Origin of the sequence: Pseudomonas sp. BC42, assembly GCF_021560055.1 — a bacterium.
In the GTDB taxonomy this organism is placed as follows: Bacteria; Pseudomonadota; Gammaproteobacteria; order Pseudomonadales; family Pseudomonadaceae; genus Aquipseudomonas.
The window spans coordinates 3,616,515-3,635,306 of record NZ_CP091067.1; the positions used below are offsets into that span (position 1 = coordinate 3,616,515).

Annotated in this window: 17 protein-coding genes; 7 read left to right on the forward strand and 10 right to left on the reverse strand. The window is 65.2% G+C overall.

Translation table 11 applies throughout. The features are described from left to right. Positions 1-234: 234 nt before the first annotated feature. The 5 genes from L1O02_RS16185 to L1O02_RS16205 all read right to left on the reverse strand — a co-directional run bounded on the left by L1O02_RS16185 (position 235) and on the right by L1O02_RS16205 (position 5,696). On the reverse strand, positions 235-1,671 hold the full coding sequence (locus L1O02_RS16185) for an outer membrane protein transport protein (RefSeq protein ID WP_108543607.1): 1,437 nt from the start codon (positions 1,669-1,671) through the stop codon (positions 235-237). Positions 1,672-1,795: 124 nt separating this feature from the next. Beyond that, positions 1,796-2,287, reverse strand: a complete 492-nt coding sequence (gene praB / locus L1O02_RS16190; protein WP_060839180.1) for an alkane oxidation protein activator PraB — start codon at positions 2,285-2,287, stop codon at positions 1,796-1,798. 205 nt (positions 2,288-2,492) lie between these two features. Continuing rightward, a complete protein-coding gene (gene praA / locus L1O02_RS16195; protein ID WP_060839179.1) occupies positions 2,493-2,984 on the reverse strand; it encodes an alkane oxidation protein activator PraA in 492 nt (163 codons plus the stop codon). Between the two features lie 129 nt (positions 2,985-3,113). Further along, on the reverse strand, positions 3,114-4,406 hold the full coding sequence (locus L1O02_RS16200) for an alkane 1-monooxygenase (protein WP_108543605.1): 1,293 nt from the start codon (positions 4,404-4,406) through the stop codon (positions 3,114-3,116). Between the two features lie 294 nt (positions 4,407-4,700). Next, a complete protein-coding gene (locus L1O02_RS16205; RefSeq protein ID WP_235758293.1) occupies positions 4,701-5,696 on the reverse strand; it encodes an alpha/beta hydrolase in 996 nt (331 codons plus the stop codon). A 268-nt stretch (positions 5,697-5,964) separates the two neighbouring features. On the opposite strand from L1O02_RS16205, the gene L1O02_RS16210 reads away from it, so the two are divergent. Genes L1O02_RS16210 through L1O02_RS16220 form a run of 3 tightly spaced genes read left to right on the forward strand, consistent with a single transcriptional unit; the run spans position 5,965 to position 9,302 of the window. Then, positions 5,965-7,524 (forward strand): NAD(P)/FAD-dependent oxidoreductase, encoded by a 1,560-nt coding sequence (locus tag L1O02_RS16210; RefSeq protein ID WP_108543601.1) that lies wholly within the window; start codon positions 5,965-5,967, stop codon positions 7,522-7,524. Continuing rightward, positions 7,521-8,420: an SDR family NAD(P)-dependent oxidoreductase gene (locus L1O02_RS16215; RefSeq protein WP_060839175.1), complete on the forward strand. Its 900-nt coding sequence runs from the start codon at positions 7,521-7,523 to the stop codon at positions 8,418-8,420. The genes L1O02_RS16210 and L1O02_RS16215 overlap by 4 nt, the downstream gene beginning before the upstream one ends. Positions 8,421-8,462: 42 nt before the next feature. Beyond that, entirely contained in the window at positions 8,463-9,302 is an 840-nt protein-coding gene (locus L1O02_RS16220; protein WP_060839174.1) for a metal-dependent hydrolase, read from the forward strand. Between the two features lie 31 nt (positions 9,303-9,333). On the opposite strand, the gene L1O02_RS16225 is transcribed toward L1O02_RS16220, so the two are convergent. Beyond that, positions 9,334-10,107 carry a helix-turn-helix domain-containing protein gene (locus L1O02_RS16225; protein WP_108543599.1) on the reverse strand — a complete coding sequence of 258 codons (774 nt, stop codon included), beginning with the start codon at positions 10,105-10,107 and terminating at the stop codon, positions 9,334-9,336. Positions 10,108-10,258: 151 nt separating this feature from the next. Here L1O02_RS16225 and L1O02_RS16230 point away from each other — a divergent pair, with 151 nt between their 5' ends. Then, positions 10,259-10,657, forward strand: a complete 399-nt coding sequence (locus L1O02_RS16230; RefSeq protein WP_060839172.1) for a DUF3224 domain-containing protein — start codon at positions 10,259-10,261, stop codon at positions 10,655-10,657. A gap of 35 nt (positions 10,658-10,692) precedes the next feature. After that, positions 10,693-11,472: a type 1 glutamine amidotransferase domain-containing protein gene (locus L1O02_RS16235; protein ID WP_108543597.1), complete on the forward strand. Its 780-nt coding sequence runs from the start codon at positions 10,693-10,695 to the stop codon at positions 11,470-11,472. Here the strand turns inward: L1O02_RS16235 and L1O02_RS16240 are convergent. From L1O02_RS16240 to L1O02_RS16255, 4 genes are all read right to left on the reverse strand, one after another. Continuing rightward, complete coding sequence (locus tag L1O02_RS16240) at positions 11,448-12,650, reverse strand: MFS transporter (protein WP_108543595.1); 1,203 nt, start codon at positions 12,648-12,650, stop codon at positions 11,448-11,450. The two genes, L1O02_RS16235 and L1O02_RS16240, sit on opposite strands and share 25 nt — an antisense overlap. A gap of 222 nt (positions 12,651-12,872) precedes the next feature. Next, entirely contained in the window at positions 12,873-13,733 is an 861-nt protein-coding gene (locus tag L1O02_RS16245; protein ID WP_108543591.1) for an NAD(P)-dependent oxidoreductase, read from the reverse strand. A 147-nt stretch (positions 13,734-13,880) separates the two neighbouring features. Next, entirely contained in the window at positions 13,881-14,483 is a 603-nt protein-coding gene (locus L1O02_RS16250; RefSeq protein WP_108543589.1) for a TetR/AcrR family transcriptional regulator, read from the reverse strand. 101 nt (positions 14,484-14,584) lie between these two features. After that, entirely contained in the window at positions 14,585-15,652 is a 1,068-nt protein-coding gene (locus tag L1O02_RS16255) for a sigma-54 dependent transcriptional regulator (RefSeq protein WP_108543587.1), read from the reverse strand. An 816-nt stretch (positions 15,653-16,468) separates the two neighbouring features. Here L1O02_RS16255 and L1O02_RS16260 point away from each other — a divergent pair. Continuing rightward, on the forward strand, positions 16,469-17,542 hold the full coding sequence (locus tag L1O02_RS16260; RefSeq protein WP_108543585.1) for an ABC transporter substrate-binding protein: 1,074 nt from the start codon (positions 16,469-16,471) through the stop codon (positions 17,540-17,542). Positions 17,543-17,564: 22 nt separating this feature from the next. Then, positions 17,565-18,788, forward strand: a complete 1,224-nt coding sequence (locus L1O02_RS16265; RefSeq protein WP_108543583.1) for a lipase family protein — start codon at positions 17,565-17,567, stop codon at positions 18,786-18,788. The last annotated feature ends 4 nt before the right edge of the window (positions 18,789-18,792 follow it).

Genomic DNA, 18,792 nt, shown 5'->3' on the forward strand with positions numbered 1-18,792 from the left:
GGCGTTGTGCCGGCCCCCTGCAGATCACCCTACAAAGGAAAGAAGCATGTTTCAAATTTTATTTTTAAATATTGTTTTGAGTGAATTCGCCAATGCATAACGGCTGAACAGCGTCAGCCCGGGGTTGAAAAAAACAGGTTGAAGACGGGTCTGGAGCCGACCCGTGCAGCCAACGGCAGTAGCGCAATCCCTTTGTACTGCCGTCGTATCAGCGCCCGGATAAGGCCTGGGGCCTCAGAAGTGATAGGTCGCGGAGAGACTTACCACTTCACCTTTGGCGTCGACCTTGCCATCGATGCTGGAACCACCGAGGCGATCCTGGTTGACGGTCTTGAGCTTGGCCTCCTTGACGAACTGCCGCGAGTACGCGCCGTCGATGGTCAACCCTGGAATGGCCTTGATGTCATAGCCGAATCCCAAAGAGGTGAACCAGCGATCGTTGTCCGGGATCCGTGGGTCACGTGTGGAATTACGGGTTGGGGTTTCATCGAAGGCCACACCGGCGCGCAGGGTCAGTTGGTCGGTGAACTTGTAGTCGCCTCCTAACGAGTACATCACCGCGTCCTTGTACTTGTAGGGAATGGCGACCAGGACATTGCCGTCGGACTTGAGCGTCAGGTCCTTGAACGACGACCACTGGGTCCAGAGCACACTGGCGCCGAGGGTGAAGCGGTCATTGAACACGTGCACCCAATCCAGCCCGGCGGTGGCGGGAATATCCAGTTGGGTACTGGCGTTGGCACCATCGGGGAAGAGCTTGAGGCCTGGATACGCCAGTTCCGTAAGGGTCTCGCCATTGGGGCCTGCCGGCAGAGTGGTGAAGTTTCGACCCAAGGCATCGACGCGAATGTTGTACTTGCCCTCCATCTTGTTCTTGATCTTGGCGTGATAGTTCAGGCCCACGGTGTCCTGTTCGGTGGGTTTCCAGGTGACGCCGGTGAACCAGCCGACCGAGGTGTTATCCACCTTGACTCGCATCAGGTCCGAACCGGCGCCGGAAGGCGCTCCAGGCAGTACGGACATGCCAGCTGCGCCGCTGAGGTTGAGGTTCTGGCTGACGAAGCCCTTGCTGTGCTGCACGATTAGACCAGCACCGATGGAGAAATCTTCGCGAACCTTGAACGAAAGAGCCCCGGTCAGACCAACCGTTTCGATCTTGGTATCTACAGCGAAGTCGCGGCCCTTCCAGCCCTCATCCCAGGTGCTGCGCATGCCCAACGGCACCACCTGACTGAGGCCGAAGGCGAAGCGGTCGTTGATCGGCAATACCATGAAGCCGGTAGGTAGCCAGGCAGTGAAACCACCCTCCCCGCCATTTCCGGTCAGCGGCACGGGGTCTCCACTGATGCTGCCAAACTCGTCCACGGGAACGGTGGAGGCCGGATTGCCCTGATAGTCGTTGACATTGCCTTTGAATTTCATCTTGATCCGTGCGTAATCCACGGTCATCTGTGCCACGTTCTGATCGATGAACGCCATGGCCGCCGGGTTGTTGAAGGCCGCACTGGGATCATTCTTGAACAGCGACCCCCCACCGAACGCCCGGCCCCAGCCGGGAGCACCGTACGTTGGAGTAGAGAAACCACCCGCTTGAACCGACCCGGAACTGATCAAGCCACCCAGCACGGCCAGGCCGATGACTGTCTGGATCTTGTGTTTCTTATTATTCATGCCCCACTCCTTATTATTATCGACCGCGGTCGGTCACCACCGATCCGGGGGACTGCAACAGGCGCCTCTGACGAGGCGCCTGTTTTTTTCAGCAAGTGATCAACAGGCTGAAGTCAGATCAACTTCATGGAGTGACAGTGAACGCCGGGCTTGGGTTGACGCTCAGAGCCGTGATCTTGCAGCTGCCGACGGTTTGCGCCGAAGGAATGCTCAGGGTGTTGGTGGCGTTGTTCCAGGTGACGTTGATGGTCACTGGAGCGCTGCTGCAGTTGGAGAGGATCTTGAAGTTGACCCCGGTCACGGTACCCGCAGTGGCGCTGGACGCGGTCAGGGTCCAAGGCAGGCCCAGCAGCGACGGCACGCCGCACAGCGAGTTGCTGCCACTGACAGTGGCGCCGGTGATCGAAGCATTGGAGCCGTTGGCGGCCACGGTACCGGTGAAATTGATGTTGCAGTTGACCGGCACACCGAACGACGCCGGCGAAGACACCGAAATGGTGCCTGGTGCCGAGAAGGTCGCCCCGGCAGGCGCGATGGTTGCGGCGTTGGCCATCGACGCGGCGCCGAGGCAGATGGCGAAGGAAGCTACGGATACCAGAGTCTTGATGCTTTGCATTGTTGTTTTCCTCAAGATTTAGGCAACAGGCAGTTGCCAGGGGGTTATCAGCCTTGCCAGGGGGTCGATGACGCCATCGGCTCTCGGGCTCGACCGAATTCGGTACTGGAGCGCGCTAGGGCGATACCGACCCGGCTTGAACAACCGGTACTTCCGGACTCAATCGCAGTGTCATCAGCGTCCCTCCATGGATGGTGTGCTGGCTTCAGGGCGCCACCCGGAACGTGGGCGGCATCTGGATCGATACGGTCTTGATGGTGCAGCCGCCGTCGAGGCTGACCTGGGCCGCCTCGAGTTTTCCGGTGCTGTTGTTCCAGCTGCCCTCGGCGGTGCTCGGCCCGCATTCGCCGCCCACCAGGGGCGCGTGCACCGTGACCCGGATGCCGGACATGGCGCCGCTGGTTTCGTCCTTGGCGACCAGCTTCCAGGGCAGGTGCGTGGCCTCCACCTGGCCGCACTTGAGGCCACCGCTGAAGTCGACCTTGTCGACGCTGGCGAAGCTGCCGTCGGGGCTGACCTTGCCGCTGACCTGGATGGTGCAGTCGGCATTGATGATGCTTTTGGCAAAGCTGATGGGGCCCTTGGCACTGAACTCGGTATTGGCCGGCTCGATGCGCGCGGCTTCGGCGGCGTTCAGCAGTGACACGCCCACCAGGACCACGAACAGACGGGCAGCGAACAGAGGTGAAATAGACATCCGTGACTTCCTTGCAGTTGCTTATTGTTGTTGTCGGTCAACTTGGCGTAAGGACTTCGGTGTTGCCTCGCTGGCCCTTCAAGCGGATGCCCCGGACAGGCCACCGGCGCTTGAAGGCGAGCGGAACAGCTAAACGGCGGTGCCTGGATCGGTGTCGGTAAAACCGTATTGCCGCAGCAGTTCGGCACGCTTGGCCGGATGCAGATTGGCCAGCCGCACGTCCCCGGCGTAATGCGCCAGGACCCGGTGGTCCATCAGCCGCCGCCAGAGCACTGGCACATAGGCCCAGACGATCATGGTGGCGTAGCCATAAGGCAGCTGCGGCGACTCGTCGAAGTGGCGCAGGGCCTGGTAGGAGCGGGTCGGGTTGGCGTGGTGGTCGGAGTGCCGTTGCAGTTGGAACAGGAAGATGTTGGTGACGATACGGTTGCTGTTCCAGGAGTGGCGTGGCGAGCAGCGTTCGTAGCGGCCGTTGGGCTGCTTCTGGCGCAGCAGGCCGTAGTGCTCGACGTAGTTCACCACCTCCAGCAGGGAGAAACCGTAGATGCCCTGGATCACCAGGAAGGGAATCACCGCCGCCCCCAGCCAGACGATCAGCACGCCCCAGAGCACCACGCTGTAGAGCCAGGCGCTGAGCACGCCGTTCTTCCAGTGCAGGGTCGGCAGCCCGAGCTTGTGCAGGCGCTCGCTTTCCAGATGCCAGGCCGAACGCAGGCTGAACCACACGGTGCGCGGCAGGAAACTCCAGAACGACTCGCCAAGGCGCGAGCTGGCCGGATCTTCAGGGGTCGCCACGCGAACGTGGTGGCCACGGTTGTGCTCGACGAAGAAGTGCCCGTAGAAGGTCGAGGCCAGGGCCAGTTTGGCCAGGAACTTGGCCATACCGCGGTTCTTGTGCCCCAGTTCATGGGCGATGTTGATGGCGATGCCGGTGGCGGCACCGGTGGACATGGCCATGCCCAGGTAGGTGAACCAGCCGACGCTGCCGTGCAGTTGCGCACGCTCGGTAAGGAATGTGGCGAAGTTCGCCAGGCCGCCCTGCAGGTGTAGCTGCTGGCTCAACTGCAGCAGGCCGCCGGCGATGATCCAGTCCACCCCGCTGACCGCCATCCAGGCAGTGACCACCAGGGACAACACCGAGAGCACGGCGCAGCTGTAGACGATAAAGCGGTAGTAAGGCTGTTTCTCCAGATCGGGAACCGCGGATTCCGGCGGGTTGCTGGCGTCTTCCCCCAGCAGGCCGTCAATCAGTGGAATCAGGCCAAATATCACCACCACGCCGCTCCACCAGAACACCTGGACACCGGTGGTGAGGGCAAACAGCCCGGCCAGCAAAGGGGTGATCATCGGCAAGGTGCCAAGCCACCAGAGGTGGCGCTTGCCATCGGTCCAGACGCCGGGTGCCGCCACGGAAACAGTCATGGCAGCCTCCGCACAGAGGCAGTGGACAGGGATGCTATAAAGGACAGCGCGATGACGCTGCATGGCGCGTGATTGGATGAAAAAACAAAAGCGTGAAATGGCGTTATTTTCATTATTTTAATCGCTCAATTGCACTTTCAAAAAAAACATTCAAAACATTTTTTTAAAAAAATAGCTCGGGTTCGTTAGCTCGTCAACTATTTTTTCGGCTTGTCCTGAATGTCGCCCGTGACGCATTTACAGCGGCTTGCAGAGGGGTTGGGGGGAGGCTCGAAACCGTCCCCGACCTCCCCTCTAGCTTGCTCGTGATGCCGCGAACGGCGGGCGCAGCACCGTGGCGCTGCGGTGCGGCGTCGCCCGGGAGGCGACCTCCTCAACCAGGGCCACCACCCGTTCGACGGCGCTGATCGGCAGCATGTGCCCCCTGCCCTGAACAATCTCCAGGGACAGCCCCGGCACCTTGCCGACCATCGCTTGCCCATGCTTGCGGTCATTGAGTACCGAGTCCGCCGAGCCATAGATCAAGCCGACCGGCAGCTTCAGGCTGGGGTAGCGCTTGACCATCTCCGGCAAGGAACGGTTGACCACGGCGATCTCGCTGGAAGCGTTGTAGAAGTTCTGCGAACGCATGCCCAGCAAGCCCCCGCCGCGCTCGGCGAAGTCCTCGGGGACCGGGTCCGGGGCGAATATCGCCTTGACCAGCCCACGGCGGCCGAGCATGGCCATGGGCGCCGCCAGGGTCAGGGCCATCCAGCGGCGCAGCCAGGCCGGGCGCACGCCCAGGGACAGGAACACCAGCGGCAGCATGCGCTGCGGATGAGTCAGGGGCGCCACGAGGATCAGCCCGGACACCGATTGCGGATGATCCAGAGCCAACGACAGCGCCACCGCGCCCCCCAGGGAATGCCCCAGTACCAGCGGCTGCCCCAGATCCAGGGTACGTATGAATCTGGCCACCAGGGCGGCCTGGGCCGGCAGGTCCGCCGCCGCCCCGCGGGCCCGGGTGGAATAGCCGGACCCGGGTCGGTCCAGGGTGATGACCCGGAACCGCTCGCGCAATGAAGGAGCCAGGGAGTGGGTCAGGTTGCGCCCGCAGCCGGACAGGCCATGGATCATCAGCAATGCCGGACCGCGGCCTTCGTCGGTGTAGTGAATACGCTCGCCGCCGATCTCCAGAAAACGCCCGTTGATCGGAACCTGGCGTTCGATCCTGCGATTGATGCGCACGCTCACGCCCCAGAGCAGCGCACTGACCACCAGGAAGACTGCCGCCGCCACTAGCCATTCCATAACCCGCCCCCTCAGCTTCCCTGCGCCGCACGCCAGGACCAGGATGATCCGGCTGCATGGCTGTCGCCTTGGCCTGGTGCCGCCTGTGGCGTCGCCGGCGCAGTGCGCAGGCGCCCGGTCAAAATCCACAAGCCGATGGCGTAGGTGACATTTCCAGGTGATTTATTTAAATTAATTTTTAAAACATTATTTTAAATTGTGCAATCCTGAGATTTCACTCACCGACGAAAGTCACCCCAAGCGTCACCCTACAATCGAGGTACACACCATGAATGCGTACTCGCCACCCGACGACCCCGAGGTCGTGGACATCGCCATCATCGGCGCCGGCTTTGCCGGGCTGTGCATGGCGATCAAGCTCAAGGAAGCCGGGCTAGTGGATTTCTTTGTCGCCGAACAAGCCGCGTCCCTGGGGGGCACCTGGCGCGACAATCACTACCCCGGCTGCGCCTGCGACGTGCAATCCCATGTCTATTCCTATTCCTTTGCGCCCAATCCGCACTGGACCCGGCAGTTCGCGCCCCAGGCGGAAATCCGCGAATACCTGGAAAACTGCGCCCGGGATTTCGCCCTGGCCCCCTGGCTGCGCTTCAACATGGGTTTGGAACAGGCGCGGTTCGATGAGGCCAGCGCGCGCTGGCAACTGCGCTTTGGCAACGGCCGCCAGGTCAGTGCCCGGGTGCTGGTGTCCGGCATGGGCGGTCTGTCGCGCCCCGCGCTACCGGAGATTGACGGGCTGGAAAGCTTCACCGGCAAGCGCTTCCACTCCCAGCAGTGGGACCATCGCTATGCCCTGCAAGGCAAGCGCGTGGCGGTGATCGGCACCGGCGCCAGTGCCATCCAGTTCGTGCCGAAAATCGCTCCGCGGGTGGCCCAGCTCAAACTGTTCCAGCGCACCCCGCCCTGGATCATGCCCAAGCCCGACCGCGAACTCAGCGCCCTGGAGCGCTGGGCCTTCAAGCACCTGCCATTCACCCAGCATCTGGTGCGTTCGGCACTGTACTGGGCCCTGGAAAGCCGGGTCATTGCCTTTGCCCGGCGGCCGCAACTGATGAAGCTGGTGCAGCGCGTGGCCCTGCGTCACCTGCGCAAGCAAGTGCCCGACCCGCTGTTGCGCCAGAAACTGACCCCTGACTACAGCATCGGCTGCAAGCGCATCCTGATCTCCAACGACTACTATCCGGCCCTGTCCCGGGGCAATGTCGGGGTCATCAGCGAGCCGATCCTGCGCATCGACGGCGACGCCGTGATCACCGCCGACGGCAACCGCCATGCGGTGGACTGCATCATCTTCGGCACCGGCTTCCAGGCCACCGACCCGTTGCCCCACGGCCTGCTGTTCGGCCGCCAGGGCCAGGACCTGGTGGACAGCTGGTCACAGGGCGCCCATGCCTACCTCGGCACCTGCCTGCCGGGCTTTCCCAACCTGTTCATGATCGTCGGCCCCAACACCGGCCTGGGCCACAACTCGATGATCCTGATGATCGAGGCCCAGGTGGACTACATCCTCAAGGCCCTGGACCGGATGCGCCAGGACGGCCTGGCCAGTATCGAGGTGCGCCCCGAGGTCGAGCGCCAGTACAACCAGCGCCTGCAGCAGCGCCTGGCCGGCGCCATCTGGAGCGTCGGCGGATGTCGCAGCTGGTACCTGGACCCGCGCAGCGGCAAGAACACCACCCTGTGGCCCGGGTCCACCTGGAGCTTTCGCAGGACCGTGCAGCACTTTCGCCTCCAGGACTACCTGAGCACCCAGCTGCCCCCGCCCGGAACCGCAGCCGCCGCCGAAGCCGCAGCGCGCCCACTGAACCTCGAAGAGGCCGTCCGATGAAAAACTTTAACGGTAAAGTCGCCGCCATCACCGGCGCCGCCTCCGGCATGGGCCGGGCCCTGGCCGTCGCCCTGGCCCGCGAGGGCTGCCACCTGGCCCTGGCCGACAAGAACCCCCAGGGGCTGGCCCAGACCGTGGCCCAGGCCCGGGCCGCCACGCTGTTGCCGCTGCGCATCAGCAGCCAGGAGCTGGACGTCGGCGATCGCGAGGCGATGTTCGCCTGGGCCGCCGCCAGCGCCGCCGAACACGGCCAGATCAACCTGATCTTCAACAACGCCGGAGTCGCCCTGTCCAGCACCGTGGAAGGCTCCAGCCTGGCGGACCTGGAGTGGATCGTCGACGTCAACTTCTGGGGCGTGGTCCATGGCACCCAGGCCTTCCTGCCCTACCTCAAGCAGGCCGGCGAGGGGCACATCATCAACACCTCCAGCGTGTTCGGGCTGTTCTCCCAACCGGGCATGAGCGGCTACAACGCCACCAAGTTCGCGGTGCGCGGCTTCACCGAGTCCCTGCGCCAGGAACTGGACATGCAAGGCCACGGGGTCTCCGCCACCTGCGTGCACCCGGGGGGCATCCGCACCGACATCGCCCGCACCAGCCGCATCAGCGACAACGTCAAAGGCTTTTTGATCGACAACGAACAGCAGGCCCGGGACGACTTCGAAAAACTCTTCATCACCAGCGCCGAAACCGCCGCCAAGGTGATCCTGCACGGGGTGCGCAAGAACAAGCGACGGGTGCTGATCGGTCGCGACGCGCACCTGCTCGACCTGTTCGTGCGCCTGCTGCCCAGTGCCTACCAGGGACTGGTGGTGTGGCTCAGCCGGCGCCTGGCGCCCAAGCCGGGCCGGGAGCGGCCGCCGCTCTACAAGCCCCAGGACGAACGCGGCCTCTGAGGCCCCCACCTTCACCGCCAAGTGTCTAGAGGAGCGCCAGCCATGCTGCCCATCCGCCGTGACATCAAGGTTGAACTGCCTGCCGAACGTGCCTGCGACTGGCACGAACAAGGCAGTCACGTCAGCCACTTCTTCAATGCTCTGTCCCTGCTGTTTCCCGCCGGCGAACTGTTCTTCATGGACAGCGTGCGCCACTACCGCGAGCAGATTCACGACCCCGAGCTCAAGCGCCAGATCCAGGGCTTCATCGGCCAGGAAGCCATGCACAGCCGCGAGCACCAGCACTACAACGACCTGTTGCAGAACGCCGGACTGCCGGCCCATCTGCTGGATCGGCGACTGCGGATCATCCTCGACTTCCAGAAGAAACACTTTCCGCCGGCCTTCAACCTGGCGATCACCGTGGCCCTGGAACACTACACTGCGATCCTCGCCGACCTGCTGCTGCGCGACCCCAGCCGCTTCGGCCACTCGGTGGAAGGCTACCGGCAGATGTGGCTGTGGCATGCCCTGGAGGAAACCGAACACAAGGCGGTGTCCTTCGACGTCTTCAACCAGGTGATCCGCCCCGGACCCAAACGCTACCTGCTGCGCAGCGCGACCATGCTCTTCACCACCCTGACCTTCTGGCTGGTGGTGTTCGACTTCCATGTGCGCATGCTGATCGCCGACCGCCGTCGCGGCGGCCACTGGCGCGGCCTGTGGCGGGTGCTCAAGTACCTCTATGGCAGCCAGGGCGTATTCCCGCGCATTGCCCTGCCCTGGCTGCAGTTCTTCAAACCCGGCTTTCATCCCTGGGACCACGACAACCGCGAGCAACTGCAACGCATCGAGGGCCTGGTGCAGGACATCCAGCGCACCCGCGCCGCCGCGGCCAAGTGACGGGGCAGCCGCCAGCCAGGCCGGCGCGGGCTCAGTCCCGCGCCACCTGGCTCCGCACATAGGCCGCCGGCGGCTGGCCCACCATGCGCTGGAAATCCCTGACGAAATGCGCCTGGTCGAAGTAACCCAGGCGCAGGGCCAGTTCGGCATCCGGCTGGGCCTCGCCGCGCTGCAGCAAAGCCAGGGCCTCGTGCAGGCGATAGCGGGCAATGACCCATTTCGGGCTCACCCCCACGTAATGGGCAAACAGCCGCTGCAACTGGCGCGGGCTCACGCCGGCCCGTTGCGCCAGGTCCTGCACGCGGGTCAGGTGCGGGTCGGCGGCGGCCCGCTCCACCAGTTGGTTGAGCCGCTCCACGCGCTCATCGACCGCAGGCAGGTGGGCCAGCAGCCAGGCCGTGGCCCGCTCGCACATCGACGCCATGCCCGGCCAGGGGCCGGCCTCAAGCAGGCTGTCGGCCGTTCCCAAGACCTCGGCCGCAGCGAGCGAACGGTCGCGCAACAGTTCCATGGAGCGCCCCCAGAACGGCTGGAACGCCGCCGCACGAAACTTGATGCCGAACACCCAGCCGTGACCGGCCAGGGTCTTGCAAAAGCGTTGCCGGTGCGGCCCCCAGATCCGCGCCTGATTGCCCTCCAGCACCAGATGCACGTTGGGGTGGGGCAAGGTTTGCTGGTGCTCGACCCGCGATTCGGGCAACGCCCAGCCCACGTACCAGAAGTGCTCCACCCAGGGCGCCAGGGCGGGCGGCGGTGCCTGCCGCAAGTGTTCGACGTGCCGGGCCGCCAGACGCTGATTGAGCACGCCCCGAGCCGGCCCGGGAGCGGTGGCGGCTGGCGGTCGCGTTTTTCCAATGCACTGCATGATGCGTGTGTTTTCATCCTTGTCCCCGAACCGGGGCCCAACGCCCCAAGGTTCGCCGCGCATTATCACCCAGCCGATACCGGAGAACAGCATGCTCGCCACAGGACAATTCAGCGTCAAACTGCCCGCCCACCCCGTAGCCCCGGGCACCGAAGCGGCCCAACTGGGGCGCATGGCCATTCACAAGACCTTCGAAGGCGACCTGCAGGGAACCAGCCTCGGCGAAATGCTCAACAGCCTCGGCACCGTGGCGGGCTCGGCAGGCTATGTAGCCCTGGAACGCGTCGAGGGCAGCCTGGCCGGCCGACACGGCAGCTTCGTGCTGATGCACTACGGGGTCATGGACCGGGGCCAGGCGACCCAGCATATCCAGGTGCTGCCCGACTCCGCCGGGGGTGAACTGCTGGGTCTGGCGGGCCGGATGCAGATCCGCATCCAGGATGGCCAGCACCACTACGAGTTCGACTACAGCCTGCCCGGCGACTGCTAATCTGCAGCGCACCTTTTGTGCTGCGAGCCCGCGCTATGTTCCTGATCCTGCTGCCCCACGCCGACTACGACCCCACTGAAAGCAGCCTGCCCTGGCAGGCCGCCCGGGACGCCGGGTTCCAAGCGCAATTCGCCACGCCGCAAGGGATGCCGGCCTACGCCGATTCGCGCCTGGTGAGCCTGGGCTTCGGCCCGCTCAATCCGCTGTTGATGACCCCGGCGGCGGATCTGCAGCGCTACCACAGCATGACCCGGGACCCGGAATTTCGCCGTCCGTTGAAGTACACCGAGGTCGATCCGCAGGCCTTCGAGGGCCTGCTGATTCCCGGCGGCCATGCCCGGGGCATGCGCAGCCTGCTGGAGTCCGAGGACGTGAGGCGGATCATCCTGGCCTTCTTCAAGGCCGACAAGCCGGTGGCCGCGGTGTGCCATGGCCCCCTGGCCCTGGCCCGCTGCATCGATCCCGACACCGGGCGCTCCGTGCTCTATGGGCGCAAGGTCACCGCGCTGCTGGCCGGCCCCATGGAACTGGCGGCCTGGATCGTCACCGCGCCCTGGCTGGGGCGCTACTACCGCACCTACGACTGCAGCGTCGAGGCAGAGATCAAGCAGGCCCTGGCCAGCCCGGCGGATTTTCTGTCCGGACCCTGGCTCCCGCGCCGGGACTCGGCCGCCCATCCCGAACGCGGTTTTGTGGTACGCGACCGCAATCTGCTGACCGCCCGCTGGCCGGGAGACTGTCACCGCTTCGCCAACGAATGGGTGACCCTGCTGCAACAGGCGCGGCAGGCTCAGCCGGAACAGAGCGCCCGCTGACCCGGCTTGAAGGCATGGGCCCGCGCGCTCCACACCAGACTCAGCCCCGCCAGGGCCAGCGCCAGCATCGCCCAGGGCAAGGACACCGCGCCAAAGCGTTGCAGCAGCAGGCCACCGGCCATGCCCCCGGCGGCCACCCCCAGATTGAAGACCGTCACCAGCATCGACTGGGCAACATCCGCCCCCTCCCCGGCCGCATCCGCCACCGCCGTCTGCAGCAGGGTCGGGGCACCGCCGAACGTCAGGCCCCAGGCCGCGATGCCAAGCCACACCAGCCACTCGCGGCCGCCACCGATGCCCAGCAGCAGTGACGCCAGGGCAAAGCCAGCCAGGCTGCACAGGGTCAGGTTGCGCAACCAGCGATCGACTTTCAGCCCGGTGAAGCCGATGCCCAGCAGCGAAGTCAGGCCGAACAGCAACAGCGCCCGATCCAGGGAGTCCGCCATTGCCAGGGACGCCAGGTAGGGCGCGATGAAGGTATAGAGCAGGTTGTGGGCCAGGATCCAGACAAAGATCACCAGCAATGCCTGGCCAATCCCCGGGGTCAGGAAGATCTGGCCGATCGATTGGCGCTGGTGCACCTGCTGTCCCGGGTAATCCGGCACGGCGAACCGCACCCAGACCCACAACCACGCCGCCAGCAGCGTCAATCCCCAAAAAATCGTCGGCCAGGCCATCTGCGTGCCCAGCCAGGCCCCCAGCGGCACGCCGAGGCACAAGGCAATCGGTTGCCCCACCCCAACCACGGCCAGCGCCCGCCCTTGCAACTCGGGCACCACCAGGCGCCGCGCGTAGCCGGCCAACAGCCCCCAGACCAGGCCGGCGGCCATCCCCGCGGCAAACCGCGCCGCCAGGGTCAGCAGGTAGTGGGTCGACAGCGCGGTCAGACTGTTGAACAGCACCAGCCCGCCAATGGCCAGCAACAGCAAGGGCCGCCGGCGCCAGCTGCGGGTCGCGGCAATCAGGGGAATGGCCGCCGCTACCGAGCCCAGCGCATACAGACTGATCAACTGCCCGGCCATGGCCTGACTGATGCCAAGTCCCTGGCTGATCTGCGGCAACAGCCCGGCGGGCAGGGTTTCGGTGACGATGGCGACAAAGCCCGCCAGGGTAAAGGCCAGCAGTCGCCAGACCGGCAGCCTGCTGGAGGCGGCCGATGAAGGTACAGAAATGCTCATAAGAAAACGCTCACGCAAGAAAACCAGACACCCATCGCAGGAACCCGTTTGCCGGCGAAGAAGCCCTCAAGCCCCAAGCCCGACTCACGGACGCCGGCAACGAAAAATGCGATCTGCCGCCGCAGGAACCGGCTCGCCGGCGCACGAGCCCTCAAGTCCTGCACCCGAGTGACGGACGCAGGGACTGGCAGGCCCGCGCCTGCAGCGGCGGTAACGGCCAGCTCAACCGAGGTAGGACGCGGCCATGTCCTTGTCGCCATGGCCTTGCTCCATTGCGCGCTGGAAGCGCTGGAGGCCGGCTTCGGCCAGATCGACCCGAACCCCGGCCGAGTGGGCGGCGGCCACCACCAGTTGCGCGTCTTTCAAGGCATTGGCCAGGGTGAAGCTGGGCTGGTAATCAGCGCTGAGCATGGCCCGGGTCTTGGCCTGGAAGTAACCACTGTCCAGCGGCCCGCCCGTGACCAGTTCCACCACCAGCGCCGGATCCAGCCCCAGGCCTTTGGCCAGGGCCAGGCTTTCGGCGGCGCCATGGTTCAGTGCCAGCACCCAACTGTTGAGCGCCAGTTTCAGGCGGCTGGCATCCCCTGGCCGCTCACTGACCCAGAGCACCCGTTTGGAAATCGCCGCGAACAGCGGCTGCAACGCCTCACGGTGACTGCCGGAACCGGCCCCCAATACCACCAACTGGCCCTGCTCCGCCGGTTGCCGGGTGCCCAGCAGCGGTACGTCGTAGAACACCAGCCCGCGCGCCCGGGCAAAGGCCTGCAGCTCATCGCAGGCCTCCACCCCCACCGTGGCCATCTGCAACCACAGCGCCGCCGGTTGGAAGCCGTCCTGCGCCTGCTGCATGGCCTGGAGCACCGCCGGGCCATCCTTGCCCAGCGTGATGATCACCTGGGCGCCGCGCACCGCCTGTTCGGCTTCGGCATGCACCTGGATGCCCTCGGCCTCCAGGGCCTGGGCCGCCTGCGGCGTGCGATTCCAGGCATGCACGACAAACCGCTGGCGGTGCAGATTGCGCGCGACGGCGGCGCCCATGATGCCGATGCCTAATACCGCGATGGGTCCTGATTGCTTGGACATCTGTGTTTCTCCGGTGTTGAATCAATAATGGAATGATCATTCCAGTACAAGGCAAAAAAACGCTCTCACGGCCGGACACTGGCTGGCCGGCGTCATCGCCGCCCCGCCGGATAGCGCCTTGAGAGCCGCTTCGTCGGCAAGCCGCTGCTACGCCACGGGCTGGGCCTGAAACAGACTGGCCAGCGTCACCTCGACCACATCCAGCAGGCGCTGGCGCCGCTCGCCGGGCAAGCTGCCCTTGCCCAGCACCCGCAAGCCCTGCACCGTGCACACCACAAAGCTGGCCAGGGCCCGGGGCTGTTTCCCCGGGTCGACCTCGCCCAGTTCCTGGCCGCGGCGCAGCACCCGCTCCAGGGCCGCTTCAATCCGTTGAAAGTTTTGCGCGACAAGCTGCGCCACCGCCGGGTCCTGGCCGGCCATTTCCAGCGAAGCATTGGCCGCCAGGCAGCCCAGGCGCCGGTCATCCTCCAGCTCGTTGTCGACAATCCGCATCAACAAGCGCCGCACCAACTCCCTGGCCGGCGCGTCCTGGGCCAGCAATTCGACGTTGGCGGCAGTCAGTTGCTGGTAGCGCTTGAGGGCACAGGTGTACAAGCCATGCTTGCTGTCGAAGGCGTTGTACAGGCTGCTGCGGCTCAGGCCCGTCCCCTCCACCAGATCCTGGATGGACGTGGCGGCATAACCGCGCTGCCAGAACACCTGCATGGCCGCATCGGCAATCTGGTCGGGGTCGAACTCCTTGGGACGCATGGCAACTACCTTTCTGGAATGATCATTCCACAAAGTAAAGAGCAACGCCGCGAAGGTCAACCCGCCCGGCGAAAAATGTCGCCGGGGTGCTGCCTCGCGCTTCAGGAAGCCAGGGGTTTGTTCAGCTCGCCGATCTTTTCCAGCCGCGCCCGCACGATGTTGCGGCTGATGTTCAACAGGCGCCCGGTCTGCAGCTGATTGCCGTGGCAGTAGCGGTAGGCCTCGCGAAAGATCGTCTCTTCGATGTGCTCGTACAGATCCGGGATGTTTTGCTCGAACAGCGCCTGCAATGCCTGCCCCAGATCCGCCGGGGCGCTGGGGAGCGAGGCCGACGGCGCCGCCGATTCCTGATGGATGCCCGTGGAGCGCATGTCCACCAGATGCAGATCCCCCGGAGCCACCCGCTGCTGGCGGCATACCAGCAAGGCGTGGTGGATGGCGTTTTCCAGCTCGCGGATGTTGCCCGGCCAACTGTGCTCCAGCAGCTTGCGCTCGGCCTCCTCGGTCAGCGAGGCACGGTTGTAGCCCAGCCGCTGGCAGTGCTCCTCCAGGAAGAACTCGGCCAGGGGCAGGATGTCCCCCGGACGCTCACGCAGCGGCGGCAGGCGGATGGTGGCCACGTGCAGGCGATAGAACAGGTCCTCACGAAAATGCCCGGCCACCACCGCGTCGGCCAGGTTGACGTTGGTCGCCGCCACCAGCCGCACATTGATCGGGATCGGGGTGCGCGAGCCCAGGCGCACCACCTCGCGCTCCTGCAACACCCGCAGCAGCTTGACCTGCATGTTCAGCGGCAGATCACCAATCTCGTCGAGAAACAGCGTGCCGCCGTTGGCCGCCTCGAACCAGCCGGCCTTATGGGTGGTGGCACCGGTAAAGGCGCCTTTTTCATGGCCGAAAAGCTCGCTTTCCACCAGGGTTTCGGCGAAGGCCCCGCAGTTCACCGCAACGAAGGGCTCGCGCCCGCGGCGACTCAGGTGATGGATATGCCGGGCCACCAGTTCCTTGCCGGTGCCGGTCTCGCCAATGATCAGGGTATTGGCCTCACTGGGGGCCAGACGCTCGATGCGGCTGAGCAACTCCTGGGAGCGCGGGTCCTTGAACACCAGAACGGTAGCCCGTACCGACTTGGTCAATTCGCGGGCGTGTGGATGAGTGATCAGCGACATGGTGCATTCCTGGCAGTAAAAGCGCGGGTTCAATAATGCACGAAGATATTTAGACTAAATAATTATTAATTAATCTTTAGATATTCCATTTATGCATATGTGCCATCACTGCTCCCGCCCTGCTGCTGGAGCAGCAATCGGCCAGCACCCGCCTGTTCGCAGATCAGCAGCGGTGGCCTGCGACGAACCGGGCCGACTCTCCTGAAACCCACGGCCAGCAAGGCTTGCAGGGATTTTTTCGGGTCCTGGCATGCAATCTGCTCTCTCTGCCAACACCAGCGCCAGCAGGGAAACGCCGCAGCATTCGCCGTAGGAGCTGGCTTGCCAGCGAAAGCACCCGCCGGGACGACACAAGGCTCAAGGCCCTCTTCGCCGGCAAGCCGGCTCCTACAGGAAACGCCGCGGCATCCGCCGTAGGAGCTGGCTTGCCAGCGAAAGCACCCGCCGGGACGACACAAGGCTCAAGTGCCTCTTCGCCGGCAGCCGGCTCCTACAGGAAACGCCGCAGCATTCGCCGTAGGAGCTGGCTTGCCAGCGAAAGCACCCGCCGGGACGACACAAGGCTCAAGGCCCTCTTCGCCGGCAAGCCGGCTCCTACAGGAAACGCCGCGGCATCCGCCGTAGGAGCTGGCTTGCCAGCGAAAGCACCCGCCGGGACGACACAAGGCTCAAGTGCCTCTTCGCCGGCAGCCGGCTCCTACAGGAAACGCCGCGGCATCCGCCGTAGGAGCTGGCTTGCCAGCGAAAGCACCCGCCAGGGCGATGCGGCGGAATCGGCGGTTGGCGAACTGAGGATTTTTTTCTAGGGAGAACGCAATGCAAGCTCTATGGCACAAGACCCTGGCCGCTCTGGCCGGGCTGCTGATCAGCCTCACCGCTGCCGCCGAGCCGGCGCCCGCCTCGGTGAAGATCGCCATCGTCGCCTTTACCCAGGGCGGCAAGCCGGTGTTCGGCGGGATCGCCGGGCGGGTCATCGAAGACGGCTGGCTGGAGCAGCAGCTCAAGCAGCGCGGGATCCAGCTGCAGTGGATCGCCCTGCCCCACGCCGGCGCCGGGCCGCAGATCAACGAAGGCTTCAGCAACAACAGCATCGACTTCGCCGTGCGCGGCGACCTGCCCTCGGTGATCGCCGGTGCCGGCGGCGTGCCGGGCAAGCTGATCGTGCCCGGCGGCAGCGGCAACAACATCTATCTGGTGGTGCCGGCGAACTCCACGGCCAAGAGCATCGACGACCTCAAGGGCCAGCGCCTGGCCCTGCATCGCGGCCGGCCCTGGGAGTTCGCCTTCAGCAACTTCCTGGCCAGCAAGGGCCTGAAGCTCGACGACTTCAAGATCGCCAACCTCAACCCTCAGGTCGGTGCGGCGGCGGTCGCCGCCGGCAAGGTCGACGCCGCGGTACTGCTCAACGAAGCCTATGCCCTGGAGGACAAGGGCGTGGCGCGCATCCTCTGGTCGAGCAAACAGGGGGCCAATGACTGGCGCCTGGTGTCCGACCTGTGGGGCACCGACAGCTTCATCGAACAGCACCCGGACATCACCCAACTGCTGGCCACCGCCTGGGTCAAGGCCGCCTGGTGGATTTCCCAGGAACCCAACCAGGACGCCTACTACCAGCTGTCCTCCCGCGCCGGCACCGCCGAGAGCGTGCTGCGCCGCGACGACCAGGGCGACCCGGTGGCCTGGAAGGAGCGCTGGGCGCCGAAAAGCGACCAGCAGCTCAAGGCCCACTACCAGGCGCTGAGCGCCTACGCCCTGGCCAATCAGCTGATCCGCACGCCCTACGACATCGCACCCGCCCTGGCCACCGGTTTCACCCGCCAGGCCCTGATCGATCTGCAGCTCACTGACTACTGGCCCGCCCTGCGCGGCCAGGTCACCACCCATCCCTGAACCCTGAGCACGAGTCCTCTTGATGAAACTGTCCGCGAAATTCGTCTTCGGTCTGAGCGTCCTGGCCGTCTCCCTGTCGGCCCTGGCCGGCCCGACCTACGCACCCAAGCCCGATCCCTTGCAGGGCGACGGCCGGGTATCGGCCTTCTACACCTGGCAGGACGCGATCCCCGCCACCCCGGGCAAGCTGCTGCGCAGCGAACCCCTGGAAGCCACCCTGAGCCTGCCCAACGCCGCCAGTGCGCAACGGATTCTCTACACCTCCACCGACGGCATCGACGGCAAGACCCCGGTGGTGGTTTCCGGCACCCTGTTCCTGCCCAAGGGCAAGGCTCCGGCCGGCGGCTGGCCGGTGGCCTCCTGGGGCCACGGCACGGTGGGCGTGGCCGATGTCTGCGCACCGTCCTGGCAGGGCCGCTCCTACCGCGACGTGCAGTACCTGAGCCGCTGGCTGGACGAAGGCTTCGCCATTGTCGCCAGCGACTACCAGGGCCTGGGCGTGCCCGGCGGCCATCCGCTGCTGAACAACCGCATGGCCGCCTACGGCATTCTCGACGCCGCCCGGGCGGTGGTCGCCGGGGTGCCCGGGCTGGCCAACAAGGTGCTGATCGTCGGCCAGTCCCAGGGCGGCGCCGGCGCCTTCGCCTCGGCCGCCTACGCCGCCACCTACGCCCCGGACCTGGGAGTCAAGGGCAGCATCGGCACCGGGGTGATCTACACCATCGGCGCGAAGAACGTCGGCGAGCAGGACCCGAACAAGGTCGATGCCTCCCTGGCCTACGGCTTCTACACCCTGCTGGCGGCCCAGCAGTACGACCCGAGCATCAACCCCAAGGATTTCTACACCGACAAGGCCCTGCCGCTGTTCGAACAGGCGCGCACCAGTTGCCTGGCCTCCCTGGTCAGCGACGTGGTGGGGGTCGGCCTGACCCCGGCCAACGCCAAGAAGGACTACCAGGGCTCGCAACTGGCGGCCTGGCAGAAACAAGTGTCCTACCCGACCCTGAAAACCGCGCAGCCGGTGTTCATCGGCACCGGCGCCGAGGACAAGACCCCGGCCGCCGCCACCCAGGTGGCCCTGATGCAGGACGCCTGCCAGGCCGGCTCGGTGGTCGAGGGCCATCTGTACAAGGGCCTGGGCCACAGCGAAACGGTCAACGCCTCGCTCAAGGACTCGGTGCCCTTCGCCCACAAAGTGATCAAGGGCCAAACCATCACCCCCATCTGCAACCCCAGCGTGCAATAGCCAG

Bases quoted from the DNA above. Each gene is read 5' to 3' on its own strand.
- L1O02_RS16230 (WP_060839172.1), top strand. From the start codon at position 10,259: ATGCTCGCCACAGGACAATTCAGCGTCAAACTGCCCGCCCACCCCGTA.
- L1O02_RS16240 (WP_108543595.1), bottom strand. From the start codon at position 12,650: ATGAGCATTTCTGTACCTTCATCGGCCGCCTCCAGCAGGCTGCCGGTC.
- L1O02_RS16185 (WP_108543607.1), bottom strand. From the start codon at position 1,671: ATGAATAATAAGAAACACAAGATCCAGACAGTCATCGGCCTGGCCGTG.
- praA (WP_060839179.1), bottom strand. From the start codon at position 2,984: ATGTCTATTTCACCTCTGTTCGCTGCCCGTCTGTTCGTGGTCCTGGTG.
- L1O02_RS16250 (WP_108543589.1), bottom strand. From the start codon at position 14,483: ATGCGTCCCAAGGAGTTCGACCCCGACCAGATTGCCGATGCGGCCATG.
- L1O02_RS16255 (WP_108543587.1), bottom strand. From the start codon at position 15,652: ATGTCGCTGATCACTCATCCACACGCCCGCGAATTGACCAAGTCGGTA.
- L1O02_RS16200 (WP_108543605.1), bottom strand. From the start codon at position 4,406: ATGACTGTTTCCGTGGCGGCACCCGGCGTCTGGACCGATGGCAAGCGC.
- L1O02_RS16215 (WP_060839175.1), top strand. From the start codon at position 7,521: ATGAAAAACTTTAACGGTAAAGTCGCCGCCATCACCGGCGCCGCCTCC.
- L1O02_RS16260 (WP_108543585.1), top strand. From the start codon at position 16,469: ATGCAAGCTCTATGGCACAAGACCCTGGCCGCTCTGGCCGGGCTGCTG.
- L1O02_RS16220 (WP_060839174.1), top strand. From the start codon at position 8,463: ATGCTGCCCATCCGCCGTGACATCAAGGTTGAACTGCCTGCCGAACGT.
- L1O02_RS16245 (WP_108543591.1), bottom strand. From the start codon at position 13,733: ATGTCCAAGCAATCAGGACCCATCGCGGTATTAGGCATCGGCATCATG.
- praB (WP_060839180.1), bottom strand. From the start codon at position 2,287: ATGCAAAGCATCAAGACTCTGGTATCCGTAGCTTCCTTCGCCATCTGC.
- L1O02_RS16235 (WP_108543597.1), top strand. From the start codon at position 10,693: ATGTTCCTGATCCTGCTGCCCCACGCCGACTACGACCCCACTGAAAGC.
- L1O02_RS16210 (WP_108543601.1), top strand. From the start codon at position 5,965: ATGAATGCGTACTCGCCACCCGACGACCCCGAGGTCGTGGACATCGCC.
- L1O02_RS16265 (WP_108543583.1), top strand. From the start codon at position 17,565: ATGAAACTGTCCGCGAAATTCGTCTTCGGTCTGAGCGTCCTGGCCGTC.
- L1O02_RS16205 (WP_235758293.1), bottom strand. From the start codon at position 5,696: ATGGAATGGCTAGTGGCGGCGGCAGTCTTCCTGGTGGTCAGTGCGCTG.